This window comes from Gordonia sp. B8661-1 (assembly GCF_059427765.1).
This window is the reverse complement of the sequence record NZ_JCAHRL010000002.1, coordinates 281,220-294,014: the sequence shown is the minus strand read 5'-3', so window position 1 is coordinate 294,014 and position 12,795 is coordinate 281,220. Positions and strand designations below refer to the sequence as shown.

Annotated in this window: 13 protein-coding genes and 1 other RNA gene; all 14 read right to left on the bottom strand. The window is 66.2% G+C overall.

The window, feature by feature from the left end; translation table 11 throughout:
- Nucleotides 1–35 precede the first annotated feature (35 nt).
- Nucleotides 36–764, bottom strand: a complete 729-nt coding sequence (locus AC4JJG_RS05305) for a hypothetical protein (protein ID WP_495399890.1) — start codon at nucleotides 762–764, stop codon at nucleotides 36–38.
- 22 nt (nucleotides 765–786) lie between these two features.
- Nucleotides 787–1,746 carry an MlaD family protein gene (locus AC4JJG_RS05300; protein ID WP_495399889.1) on the bottom strand — a complete coding sequence of 320 codons (960 nt, stop codon included), beginning with the start codon at nucleotides 1,744–1,746 and terminating at the stop codon, nucleotides 787–789.
- Complete coding sequence (locus tag AC4JJG_RS05295; RefSeq protein ID WP_495399888.1) at nucleotides 1,743–2,783, bottom strand: MlaD family protein; 1,041 nt, start codon at nucleotides 2,781–2,783, stop codon at nucleotides 1,743–1,745. Before AC4JJG_RS05295 ends, AC4JJG_RS05300 begins: the two co-directional genes overlap by 4 nt.
- A complete protein-coding gene (locus AC4JJG_RS05290; protein ID WP_495399887.1) occupies nucleotides 2,780–3,886 on the bottom strand; it encodes an MlaD family protein in 1,107 nt (368 codons plus the stop codon). The genes AC4JJG_RS05295 and AC4JJG_RS05290 overlap by 4 nt, the downstream gene beginning before the upstream one ends.
- Before the next feature lie 2 nt (nucleotides 3,887–3,888).
- Nucleotides 3,889–4,893, bottom strand: a complete 1,005-nt coding sequence (locus AC4JJG_RS05285; RefSeq protein WP_495399886.1) for an MlaD family protein — start codon at nucleotides 4,891–4,893, stop codon at nucleotides 3,889–3,891.
- The gene (locus AC4JJG_RS05280) at nucleotides 4,890–5,903 is read right to left on the bottom strand and encodes an MlaD family protein (protein ID WP_495399885.1); all 1,014 of its coding nucleotides are present in this window, start codon (nucleotides 5,901–5,903) and stop codon (nucleotides 4,890–4,892) included. Before AC4JJG_RS05280 ends, AC4JJG_RS05285 begins: the two co-directional genes overlap by 4 nt.
- Nucleotides 5,900–6,937 (bottom strand): MlaD family protein, encoded by a 1,038-nt coding sequence (locus AC4JJG_RS05275; RefSeq protein WP_495399884.1) that lies wholly within the window; start codon nucleotides 6,935–6,937, stop codon nucleotides 5,900–5,902. Before AC4JJG_RS05275 ends, AC4JJG_RS05280 begins: the two co-directional genes overlap by 4 nt.
- On the bottom strand, nucleotides 6,934–7,800 hold the full coding sequence (locus tag AC4JJG_RS05270) for an ABC transporter permease (RefSeq protein ID WP_495399883.1): 867 nt from the start codon (nucleotides 7,798–7,800) through the stop codon (nucleotides 6,934–6,936). The genes AC4JJG_RS05275 and AC4JJG_RS05270 overlap by 4 nt, the downstream gene beginning before the upstream one ends.
- Nucleotides 7,801–7,802: 2 nt before the next feature.
- Nucleotides 7,803–8,534: an ABC transporter permease gene (locus tag AC4JJG_RS05265; protein ID WP_495400486.1), complete on the bottom strand. Its 732-nt coding sequence runs from the start codon at nucleotides 8,532–8,534 to the stop codon at nucleotides 7,803–7,805.
- Nucleotides 8,535–8,824: 290 nt separating this feature from the next.
- Nucleotides 8,825–9,196: a transfer-messenger RNA gene (gene ssrA / locus AC4JJG_RS05260) on the bottom strand.
- A 115-nt stretch (nucleotides 9,197–9,311) separates the two neighbouring features.
- Nucleotides 9,312–10,517 (bottom strand): glycoside hydrolase family 27 protein, encoded by a 1,206-nt coding sequence (locus tag AC4JJG_RS05255; RefSeq protein ID WP_495400485.1) that lies wholly within the window; start codon nucleotides 10,515–10,517, stop codon nucleotides 9,312–9,314.
- A 52-nt stretch (nucleotides 10,518–10,569) separates the two neighbouring features.
- Nucleotides 10,570–11,043 carry an SsrA-binding protein SmpB gene (smpB, locus tag AC4JJG_RS05250; protein WP_495399882.1) on the bottom strand — a complete coding sequence of 158 codons (474 nt, stop codon included), beginning with the start codon at nucleotides 11,041–11,043 and terminating at the stop codon, nucleotides 10,570–10,572.
- 90 nt (nucleotides 11,044–11,133) lie between these two features.
- Nucleotides 11,134–12,042, bottom strand: coding sequence for a permease-like cell division protein FtsX (gene ftsX, locus AC4JJG_RS05245; RefSeq protein ID WP_495399881.1), 909 nt, complete (start codon nucleotides 12,040–12,042; stop codon nucleotides 11,134–11,136).
- Between the two features lie 58 nt (nucleotides 12,043–12,100).
- A complete protein-coding gene (gene ftsE / locus AC4JJG_RS05240; protein WP_495399880.1) occupies nucleotides 12,101–12,787 on the bottom strand; it encodes a cell division ATP-binding protein FtsE in 687 nt (228 codons plus the stop codon).
- Between the last annotated feature and the right edge of the window lie 8 nt (nucleotides 12,788–12,795).

Sequence of the window (12,795 nt, the reverse complement as noted above, 5' to 3'; positions counted from 1 at the left end):
CCGACGGATTTCCCCGCTCGACGGCGTGGCGGCGACTACTTGCCTGACAGTGGCGCGATGCCGCCGCTGATGTCGGCGATCTGCCAGCCGTTCTTCTCGACGGTGATCGGATAGAGCGCGGTTGTCTTGACCCCCTGCGGGGACTGCACATTGCTGGTCGTCACGTCGACGAAGACCTGCACCTCGTAGGTGTTGCCGTTGCGCCCCGTGATGTCCGAGCCGATGAGTGTGCCCGACGACACCCACTGCAGTTGGCCCAGCAGGTCGCGCAAGGCGGGCTCACTGCTGGTGAACTGATTCATGAGTTTCGGCGCCACCCCTTTGCGGAGATTCCCGAACCACGGGTCGAAGTTGCGGTAGTCGATCTGGGCGGCACCCACCGCGTAGTCGGCCGCCACCTTCTGTGCACGAGCGTCGTCGTCGTGCTGTGTGCGGACCTCGGCGAGTTCGTTCCGGGCGTCGTTGCCCTGCCACAGGCCGACGACGGCGACGACCGTCATCACCACCGCCACCACCGCGGCGGCAATGCCGAACAGCCGCCAGGACCATCGGTTGTTCGACCGCTCGCCGTCCGATGCCCCGTCGGCCGGACTGGACGACCTGGTTGTCGTCTCCGGTTGGTCGGCTCTTGTCGTCGAAGCCGCTGTGTCGGCCGTGCCCGTGTCGCCCGAGCCCGCGTCGGACGTGCCCGTATCGGTCGCGTCCGTGTCGGGGGTGTCGGTCTCGCTGTCCGACGGGCGCACGTCGGTATCGTTGTCGCTCATTGACTTTCCTCCTGATAGGTCATCACCGGGGTGGCACCACCCGGATGCGAAGTACACCGTTCTCGTCGACGATCGTCAGGGCCTTGGCCACGAGTCCGGCCATGTCCATCCGGAACGCGGGGGCCACCTGGGTGAGCGTCGGCTGCAGGACCGCCATCACCGCCGAGGCATCGGGCAGGATCTTCTTGAGGTACTCCCCGATCTTGAGCGTGAACGGGACGATCACGTCGTACCAGCCCTTGGGACCGTCGGTGGATACCGAGAATCTCTGCAGAATGCCCCACGCCTTGGAGAACGGCTCGTTCATCTGGGCCAGCTTCGGCGCGGCATCGCGCAGTGATGACGGCACGCGGCCCGCGTCCATGCGGCGCAGCAGTTCCTGCGCATGCTCGAACACGCCCGCGAACTCGGAGCGGTAGGTGCCGATGGTCCGTGCGGTGCGGGAGGCGAAGTCACCGATCGTCGCCAGATCGCGGTCCCGTCCGCGCCAGCCGTCGGTCACGGTGCGCGCCAACTCGTTCAGGGTGTCGGGATCGAATTGTCCGGTCAGTCCCTGCACCGAGGTCAGCATGTCGGCGACGCTCACGCCGGACCGCACCCGGCGGTCGAGCACCGCTCCGTCCTGGACATACGGTCCGTGGGCGGCCGACGACGTGAACGCGAGGTATTGCTCGCCGACCATGGACAGGTTCTCGATGCTGATGTCGGCGTCGGCCGGGATGTCCGCCGTCGCCTCCACCCGCAGTTCGGCGTTCAGTCCGTCGGACCGGGTGTCGATGCTGCGCACCTTGCCGATCTCGATCCCGTTGTACAGGACCGCCGAATTCGGTTGCAGTCCACCGGAACTGTCGAGATGCACGGTCACCGTGTGGGCATCGGCCAGCGGATTGACCCGCAGCACCCCGACCATCAGGTACGCCCCCAGCGCGAGTGACACCACCACCAGCAGGGCGAGCCCACCGACTCCGCGCAGCCACTTCATCGGATCGCTCCGATCATCCTCAGCACGGCCGCCACACCGCGGGTGTCCACCGGCGTCCCCGCGGCCCGTCCGTCGGGACGGGTCACGTCGACGATGTCGATCGTCGGCGAGCGCAGCCACGGGACGACCCGATCCTCGATGAGCCGGGAAATCCTCGTCATGTCCGCCCCCGACCGCGCGTCCAGTCGAACCGCCGTCGCCACCAGCGGATCGATGACATCGATCACGCCCTTCATCGTGGCGAACCGGGGATTGATGAGGGTGCCGATCGGAACGACGTTGGGCCCCAGCGCATTGAGCACATTGGTGAGCCCAAGGAAGGCCGACACCGCACCGCCGACACGTGCGGGACCGAAGTCGAAGGAGAAGCCCAGACGGTCGCGATTGACGTCCAGGGTGCGGGCGATGCCCGCGATGTCGTCGATGAGTCCGTTGATCGACGCCGTGTCCGATGCACTACGCGCGATGAGTGCCCGCAGCACCTCGATCCCGGTGTCCCGTTCGGTCACGTCGGCGGGAAACGCCTTGTTGGCGTTGCTGATGACGCGCTGGAAGGTTGCGATGGTGCCCCCGTTGGCGAGGGCTGCGATGCCGCCGAGTAGGTCTTCGACCTGTGGTGACACCGAGGTCTTGGACACCGGTATGGTCGCCCCGGCCGGCAACGCCCGACCGGTTGCCGCGCCGGGTGCGGTGAGCGCGATGTAGAAGTCCCCCAGCAGGGTGGCCTGCATGAGTTGGGCCGTGGTGCCGTCCGGGATGGCGACGTCTCCCCGGATGTCGACGGTGGCGATCGCGACCCGCCGGTTGTCCCGGTCGGCCAGCCGGACCTCCCTGAGCACACCGACCCGGGATCCGTTGAGCAACACCTTGCTTCGCGCGGGCAGATTGAGCACCGACGAGAACTCGATGTCCAGCGGCTGTCCGTCGGACACCCGGGTGCCGGGCAGGGGTAGATCGGTCGGCTGTACGGAACAACCTCCGAGCACCACCGTGAGGAGTGCGGCAACGGTCGCTGCCATCAGGCGAACACGGGTCATCGGCGTCCTCCCGCCCCGCCGAGCACGAACTGTACGAGGGCGACGTCGAGCTTCCCCGCATCCCCCGCCACCGGCGTGCAACCGTGCCGGACAACCCGATTCACCTGTGCGCATACCGCCGCGCTCGAGGTCGCGGGCACGCGCACCCGTGGCGGTGCAACCCGCAGTCCGCCCGACAATGCCCCCGCCGCCATGATGCGCTCGACACCCGCCGAGATGGGCGGCAGCTTCTTCAGGATGTCGACGATCGCCTCCACGGGCACCAGATCGAGGAGCGGCATCAGGGCGTCGACCACCCGGAAGATATCCGGTGTGTAGGTGCGGATCACCCGGATCAGGTCCGGGGTGAGTTTCGTCGTGTCCTCCACCGTCGGGTTGAGCACCCCCATCAATTCGTCGAAGGTCTGGGCGAACTTACCGATGTTGGTCAGGCCCAGCATCAGATCGGGCCAGCGCTCCACGAAGAACCGGGTGAGCTGGTCGACGTTGGTGAGAAGCGATCGCAGTTGTGCGTCGCGCAGGGCCGGATCACCGAGTGCGCCCGCGAGGCCCGCCACCGCCTGGTTGAAATCACCGCCGGTGCCGTGCAGCGTCGCGTTGACCTTCGTCAGCGCGTCCCGCACCAGGTCGCGACGTCCGAGTTCCTTGCCTGCCGCCGTGATCTCGCGCGACAACTTCTCGAACGACGCGTACGCATCGCTCACACTCTTCGGGGTGTGCGTGCGGGACAGCGGGATACAGCGGTTCATGTCCCACGCGGGGCCGCTGACCCGTCCCACCGGGATCTCCAGGTGACGATCGGTCACGATCGAGTCTGACGTCGTCACCGCCGACACATCCGCCGGGAAATCGACATCGGTGTGCAGGTCGAAGCGCACCACCACATGTCCGCGTTCGGGTGCGATGTCGGTGACCTCCCCGATCGGGACGCCGCGCATGGTCACGTCGTTACCGCGGTAGAGCCCGACGGAATCGGTCATCTCGGCGCAGCCCGTGGCCTTCGTGCCGGTGACGAAGTCGAAGGTCGTCATCGAGCCCGCGGTCAGCGCCGTCACGGCGACCAGCGCGAGAACGATGCGGCGCCCGATGCGTGGCCGTGTCATGGTCAGCACCTCCGCTCGGGGCTCGGGACGCAGAGGTGCGGCGCATCGGCGACGGCGCCGGATACGTCGATCGTGCCGGTGGCGGCACGTCCACCGACGCCCATCGCCGTGCTGATCTGCGTGACCAGCGACCGCAGCCGTGCGATCAGGTCGTCGATACGGCCGGGCTGCTCCTGCAGCTTCCGGACGGTACTGATCATGTGCTGGAGCGACGGCTCGAGATGTTCGACGAAGGTCATCAGCGGTCTGCCGATGAAGGCAAAGATGGCGCCGATCGACCGGATCGTCTCCACGCCTTCGGCTTTCACCTGATAGGCCTTCGCGCCGACCACTCCGATCACGCGAAGGAGTTCCACGAGGCGGACGCGACCGGAGTTCAGGCCGTTCATGTACTCGTCGGTCAGGGCCACCGCGGCATCGAGATCGTTGCCCCGTTCGCCCACCGCCGTGGTGAGATCACGCATGTCGGCGATGATCTCGCGGATCGCCGACGGCCTGCCGTCGAGAACGTCCTCGACCTTCGCCAGGGTCTCGGCGATCGTGGCGCCGTTCACCTTGTCGACGACCGCGCCGGAATCCGCGATCACGTCCGAGAGGGTGTACGGAACCGTCGTCCGGTTCTCGGGAATGGTGTTGTCCGGCAACGTGTCCGCCCCGGCGGGACGCACGGCGATGTAATGTCCACCGATCGCCGTCAGCAACCGGACGTCGGCCGCGCTCTGATTCCCCAGTCGCACACCGTCGTCGACGCGCAGGGTCACGTCGACCCGATCGGGGTGCAGGTGCACGTCATCCACCTCGCCGACCCGGACGCCCGCGATCCGCACCTCGTCACCACTGCGCAGTCCGCCGCTGGTGGCCAGCCGCACGGTCACCTCGCGATGTCCGAACGGGTCCAGGTAGACCACGCCGCAGATGACCGCGAGCACCACGGCGATGCCGATCCCGACGCATCCGACGAGCACCTGCCGCCTGCGTACCGATCGTTCGTCCCGACGCCTCGTCATCGGCACACCACCACCGGAACGCCGGCAAGCAGGATTCGCGTCATCGGCTCCTGATCCATTTCGCCCTTCGCACAGCTGAAGCGGGTGCGCTGCGACGCCTTCACCGAATCGTCGAGCGCGCCGAGCACCCCCGGCAACCGGACGAGCAGATCGGTGGCGATGTTGACCTGCGGCACCCATTTCCGCAGCATCCGGTCAAGATCGGCGTAGTTGCCGTAATAGGTCCGCTCCAGGGCCTGCAGCAGTTGCCGGACCGGGCCGAGGCTCTTCGCGGCCTGCCGCATCGAACGCTGCAGGGCGTCGGCCTGAGCCGCCACCACGCCGAAGGCCTCCGCCATCCGGTCGATCAGATCGTTGAGTTGCGGCGATTTGTAGCGGATCTCGGCGGCCACCCGTCCGAGCTGGGTGATGACCGTCGAGATGAGTGCCGAACGATCGGACACCGCGGTCGACAGCTTCTGCAACTGCGCCAGCACCGATCCGACGTTGCCGCCTCGCCCCTCGATCACTGCGAGCAGGTTGGTCATCAGACTGTTCAGTTCGTCCGGCCGCAGGGAGCCGAACAGGGGGCGCAGGCCGTTGAACATCTCCGTCACGTCGAACGAGCCGATGGTCCGCTCGACCGGGATCACCTGGGAGTCGCGGACGATTCCCTCACCGGGACCATCGGTCTGCAGATCCAGATACCGCTGCCCGACCAGGTTGAGGTACCGGATCGCGATCTTCGTATTGGTGTGGACGGCACTGTCGGTGCGAACAGTGAAACGGACCCGCGCTTCGGTTCCGTTGTCCGCGAGCCGGATCGACTCGACCTTGCCCACCCGCACACCCATCTCACGGACGTCGTTCCCGACGACGAGCCCCGAAACATCGGTGAACAGGGCCTCATGCTCACGCTGATCGCCCGGCACCGACGGATTCAGGGCCTGCACGACGATCCACCCGGCCACCAGCATCGCGACCACGAAGGCCGCGAAAGCGATGGTGACCCTGGCCGGTACGCGATTCATCGTCCACCTCCGGCCTGCTTGTCGAGCACCGAACCGATCTGCGGCAGCGCCGCCATCGTCGCACCGATCCGCAGACGCACCCGACCGTCGACGATGGGCAGCGCGCGCTCGGTACGGTCGAGCAGTTCGCCCGCGCCTGCCGCGGCCCGCGGAACCGTCGACAGCGTGTACCCCAGGGGCGCACCGAGGGTCAGTGACGCGTCGAGCACGGTCGCCAACTCGGTCGGCGTGGCATTGACGACCTGCCCGAGGGTGATGAAGGTCTGCACCAGTCCGCTGAGCGCTCCCCCGACCTTGGCGGCCTGCGCCGGATCGGCATAGATCTCGGTGCCCTCGACGAGTTCGGTGAACATGCCGATGAACGGATTGACGAGTGCGCCCGCGCCGTTCACCGTGTCCTGGGCAAGACGAAGGATCTGCGCGAACGGCATCTTCTGGTGTGCGCGTGCGATGTTGAAGAGTTCGAAGCCACCCGCGACGAACGGTGCGAGCTGTCCTACCGCCCGATCCACATGCCGCAGCATGGTGTTGACGTCGTCGTCGGTCAGCGTTCGGGTGATGGTGCCGATATCGCGCAGGGCGGCGATCGCGGACACGCCTGCGCTGTCGCCGTCCATGGCGATGACCTCGCCGGCGCGCAGCGCCATGCCCGGGCCGTCCTGGACGAGTTCGATGCCCGAGACGCCGAAGATGTTCGACGGCACGAACCGTGCACCGAGCTTGCCGTCTATCCGCCCGGCCTGGTCGGCGTCGAGGATCAGCGTCATGCGCTGCCGCCCGTCGTCGGTGATCCGGATCGATCCGACGCGGCCGATGAGCATGCCCCGATATTTCACGTCGGCCCCGGTGCTGACCGTGTCGGCGATCCGACTGGATTCGACGGTCACCTCGGTCTGGTCGTCGAAGGCGTGACGGGCGTACATGGCGACAGGTACCGCTACCAGGGTGATCACCACCAGCATGGCAATCCCCCACAGTGCCAGTTCTCTTCGTCCGGGTCCGCGTCCCGAGACATCCGGCGGCGGCCCGATCATCCGGAGAACCTGAATCCGACGTCGGTGCCCCAGAAGACAAGCGTCAACAGCATGTCGAGGACCACGATGAGGATGAAGCTGAGTTTGATGGCCTGACCCGACGCGGCGCCGACACCCTCGGGACCTCCTCTGGCATAGAAGCCCTTGTAGCCGTGCACCAGCGTGACGGCCACGATGAAGACCACGCTCTTGATGATCGCGTAGACGACGTCGACCGGACTCAAGAAGGCATTGAAGTAATGCTGATAGGTGCCCGACGACTGTCCGTGGACACCGGTCACCAGCACCGTGCAGGCCAGGTAGGCGAGAACGAGCGTGATGAGGAACAACGGGATGATGGTCACCACCCCGGCGATGACCCGTGTGGTCACCACGAACGGAATGGGCTGCACTGCTTGGGCTTCCAGCGCGTCGATCTCCTCGGAGATCCGCATCGAACCGATCTCCGCGGTCATTCGGCAACCCGCCTGTGCAGCGAAACCGATGGCCACCACGATCGGTCCGATCTCGCGCGTCGTCGCGTACGCCGACAGGAACCCGGTGAGCGGGCCCATGCCGAACATGTCGAGTGAGCCGTAGGCCTCCACGCCGATCGACGCCCCGACCGATGCGCCGAGGATCACCAGCACCGCCACCGTGCCGCCGCCCACGATGACCGCACCGCTGCCCCACATCATGTCGCCCAGGACCGCGAGGGTCTGCCGCCGATAGCGCTGCAGCGCGAGCGGCACCGACCCGAGCACCTCGACCACGAACCGCAACTGATGCCCGAGTGACGCCAGGAGGCGTTCGGGCACACCCGCCAGATTCATCACCCGCCGTGCGCGCGGGTGACTCGCGAGATAGACATCCAGTCCGTTCACAGCTACCCGACCTTCGCCTGGACGAACATCGAGAGCAGCTGTGTGGCAAGCAGATTGATGACGAAGCTGGCGACGACGCTGAGCACGACCGCGGCGTTCACCGCGTCGGCCACACCTCGTGGACCGCCCTTCGCCTCCAGGCCCCGCTGACAGGCGATGCCCACGACGACGATCCCGAAGATCAGCGCCTTGCCCAGCGCCGCCCAGAGGTCGACCATGCCGGCGAACTGTCCGAAGGAACCGATGTAACTGCCGGCGGCGCCGCCCTGGAACGCGACGTTGACGAAGTACCCGGTGGCCACACCGACGAAGATGATCTCGATACAGATGAGCGGCGCCACCACCATCACCGCGAGCAGCCGCGGCGCCACCACGCGGCGCGCCGGATCGATGCCCATGGTGCGCATCGCATCGATCTCGTCGCGGACCGTGCGGGCACCGAGGTCCGCGGCGACGGCGGACCCGACCGCGCCACCGAGAAGCAGTGCGGTGGCAATGGGCGCGCCCTGCCGCAGCACCCCGAGCGCGCCGGCCGCACCGGCCATCGACGATGCGCCGATCTGCCCGGTCAGACTGCCGACCTGAACGGACACGATCACACCGAACGGAATGGCCACGAGGGCCGCGGGCACCGCCGCCACGGAGACGAAGAAGGTCATCTGCCGATACGCCTCGCCCATCGGCAGCCGCAACGCCGCGGCGTCACGGACGAGATGCCCGAATGCGGTGGCCATCAGGTCGAGCAGGCGACCGAGGGTGGCGATCGGCGCACTGCCGAGCACCGGCCACCGCGACCTCACGCGATGCTCGCGCGATCGGACGATCGTCACCCGCGCTCCCCCCTTACTCCGATGCCTTACCCCTCGGGCCCGGTGTGGGGAACAGTGTTACATATAATTCTGGATTCAGATTCGGTTTTTTCGGATCGGTCGTTCGAACGGATGACAGGGCTCACCCCCTGACCTGCGAAGATACGGATTCCTCGGCACAGAAGAGACCCCCGACCGGATCGGTCGGGGGTCTCTGGTGGAGCTGCCGGGAATTGAACCCGGGTCCTCCGTCGTGTCAGTAGGGCTTCTCCGTGTGCAGTTCGCTCTGTCTCTACTCGGATCTCCCGGTCACGCGAACGAGCCGAGATGACGATCCCAGTCGCTGTTGGTTGTCCCGTCCTCCCCCGCGACCGGCGAGGACGGTGAGCTCTCTGAGATGATGCCGGGGACCGGACTGAGAGCGGGTCCGGGCCGACAGACTAGCCTGGCTGCTTAGGCAGCGAGGGCGTAGTCGCGCTGATTCTTATCGGCGCTTAATTGGTTGCTGCGACGCTTAACGGTGGTCTCTAGCCTGCACCGACACGCTTCCCCTACCTCGACGCACGTAGTCGAATCCGATCAGCCCCGAGATAGACCCACCGGCTTTCGATGGGCACGTGAAGTTTAACAACAGTCGAACGCGGAATCATCCCGATAACGGCCGATCACCCCTGAGCAGGGACAATCCTCTGGGGTGCGGACTCAGACGATCTGCAGGAGCACCGTGTCGTTGGTGGCGACATCGACGGTGATGGCGCCCTTCTCCGGGGTGTAGCGTTTGCCCGTCCACGCGTCGACGGCGGCCACGGTCTGATCGCCGACCAGTCCCAGGCTGCCCAGTTCCACCGAGAGGGCGCGCGGATGATCACCGCGATTGGTGAGGGACACGACCAGCCCCTTCTCCCCGATCGCACGGGCCCAGATCTCCGGGTCGTCGTCGACGGGGGCACCCGCACTGACCCGCCGATCCTGATCGATGGCGATCATCGACGGGTTCGTCACCCGGTTGCGTGTTCCGGCGCTCATCGTCGTGAGGTCGTTGCTCAGCATCAGCGGCGCCGCGATCATCGCCCACAGGGACAGCTGGGTCCGCTGCTGGGCGGGGGTCAGATTGTCGCCGAGACCCACCACCAGGAGATCCGGATCGTTGAAGGAGCCCGGACGAACCCGCGCCGCGACCGGAGCGGCCGCATCCGCGATGGACAGAATCCCCTGTCGCTCATCCGGTCCGCCGCCGACCTTCCAGCCGGTCGCGATGTCATTGCTGATCCGCGTCATCGTCGCGACGCCGCCCCAATCGGATTCCCCGCCCGGCACCGAGCCGGCGACCCCGCTGTTCGGATTGATGCTGTACACGATGGGACGGCCGGTGTCGCGCAACGCATCCCGCATCGTCGTGAAGGCGGCGACCTGACGATCGTGGTCGGCGTCGCCCGCACACCAGTCGTACTTCAGGTAATCGACCTGCCACGCGGCGAAGGTCTGCGCATCCTGCTTCTCGTGCCCACGGCTGCCCGTGGCGCCGGGCTGCTCCCCGGACCGCTGGGCACAGGTGCGGTCTCCCGCAGCCGAATAGATCCCGAACCGCAGGCCACGCTGATGCAGATAGCGCCCCAGGTCGGCCATCCCCGCCGGGAAACGCGCGGGATCGGACTGCAGCGAACCGTCCGGCCCGCGCTCCGCCGACGACCAGCAGTCGTCGACGACCACATACCGGTAACCGGCATCGCGCAAGCCGCTCGAGACCAATGCGTCCGCCTGCTGCCGAACCCCGGATTCGGTGACGTCACAGCCGTACACATGCCAGCTGTTCCAACCCATCGGCGGAGTCGGCGGCAGCCCGTCGATCGCCGGTCGGTCACCGCCCATCGGCCCGGGACGATCCGGCGCACACCCCACCGAGATCATCAGCGCCACAACGCCGATCACCGCCGCTGCCAGAGTGCTCCGCCGCACCCGATCACATCCCTTTGACGCGCCGGCCGACTTCCCGCTCGACCTCACGCTGCGCGGTGCGCCGGGCGAGATCCTGACGCTTGTCATGTGCCTGCTTGCCGCGCGCCAGCGCCAGCTCCACCTTCACACGACCGTCGTTGAAATACATCGAGAGCGGCACCAGCGTCAGATTGCCGTCCCGGATCTTCCCGATCAGGTTGTCGATCTCCCGGCGATGCATCAGCAGCTTCCGGTTGCGGCGCGGCGTGTGATTGGTCCACGAGCCGCTCCCATATTCCGGGATGTGCAAGGCGCGCAACCAGATCTCACCGTCGTCGACCGTCGCGAACGCGTCCACCAGCGATGCCTTGCCCTCACGCAAACTCTTGACCTCGGTGCCCAGCAACGCGATTCCGGCCTCATAGGTGTCGAGAATGGTGTAGTTGTGCCGCGCCTTACGGTTGGTCGCGATCACGGTACGACCCTTTTCCTTCGCCATCTCTCACCTCTTTCTGCCGCTCGGCCAACACTCGCTCCGAGCCTCCTCGCTACGCTCGTCGATTCTCACTCGGTTACCGAGCGGCGAGCGCTACTCCCGCACGTACCACCGAAGCGTCACATACCCGGTGATCCCAGACAACAGAATTCCCCCGAGGATGAGCCACGGCGATACGAACAGAACGTCGGAAATCCCTATTCGCGCAAGAATGTTCACACCGTACAGATCTCGCAGCGCGTTGTCGAAGAACACCACCTTGGCCACCAGCAGACCGCCGATGGCGAGGAAGGCGCCGATGAGCGCGGCGATCACCGCCTCCAACAGGAACGGTAACTGGGTGTACCAGCGGGTGGCGCCGACGAGCCGCATGATCGACACCTCGGTCCGTCTGGTGAACGCGGCGACCTGAACGGTGTTCACGATCAACAGGATCGCCGCGAGCGCCAGGACCAATGCCACCGCGAAAGCCGCGTTGCGCACGCCGTCGAGCACGCTGAAGATCCGTTTGACGAGTTCACGCTGATCCATCGCCCCGTCCACGCCGAGGTCCTTGCGGTCCTTGAACTCGTCGAGCACCGCACCGAACTGATCCGGATCCGACATCCGCACGCGCAGCGATGCGGGCACCGTGTCCTTGGTGATGTTGTCGGCGATGTCGGGGTTGTCCTTGAACGTCTCCTTCGCCTGCTCGTAGGCCTTGTTGACGTCGATGAACGTCACCGATCCGACGCCGGGGGCCTTCTCGAGTTCGGTCCGCAGCACCGAGCAGGGAGCCTGCTGACAGTTCGGATCCGCCTTGGACACCGCCTCGTTGATGAAGAACTGCATCTCCACCCGGTCGAGGAAGATCTTCTGACTCTTGTCGGCCATCTGGATGATCAACAGACCACCGCCGAACATGCCGAGAGTGATCGCCGTGGTGAGGATCATGGCGATGGTCATGGTCACGTTCCGGCGGAAACCGTTGAGCACCTCGCCGATGATGAAGTTCGCTCGCATGGAAGTTGCTCTGTCCTAACGGATGTGCGGATGCGGTCGGGTTCGGTCGCGGATGGGGCTAACCGATGCCGTAGACGCCCTGGGTGTCGTTGCGGACCAGGTGCCCGTTGTCGAATTCGAGGACACGGCGGCGCATCGAGTCGACGATGTTCCGATCGTGGGTGGCCATCACGACGGTCGTGCCCCGCCGATTCACACGGTCGAGCACGTCGACGATCTCCTCGCTGGTCTCCGGGTCGAGGTTTCCGGTCGGCTCGTCGGCCAGCAGGAGCAGCGGCCGGTTCACGATGGCCCGGGCGATCGCGACACGCTGCATCTCGCCGCCGGACAATTCGTTGGGCATGCGGTCGGCCTTGCCGGACAGTCCCACGTAGTCCAGCACCTCGGGAACGATCTTGCGGGTCGTCGACGGCGGCTTGCCGATGACCTCGAGGGCGAAGGCGACGTTCTCGGCCACCGACTTCTGTTGCAGCAGCCGGAAGTCCTGGAACACGCAGCCGATGGACTGCCGCAGCTTCGGCACCATCCGCGCCTTCAGGGTGTTCACGTGATAGTCGCCGACGTAGACCTGACCCGATGTCGGCTTGTCCTCCTTCAGCAACAAGCGGAAGAAGGTGGACTTGCCCGAGCCGGACGGACCGATCAGGAACGCGAACTCACCCTTGTCGAGTTCGAGACTCAGATCGGTGAGCGCGGGCCTGCTCGACGCCTTGTACTTCATCGTGACGTTCTCCAGCTTGATCACGAGAAGCC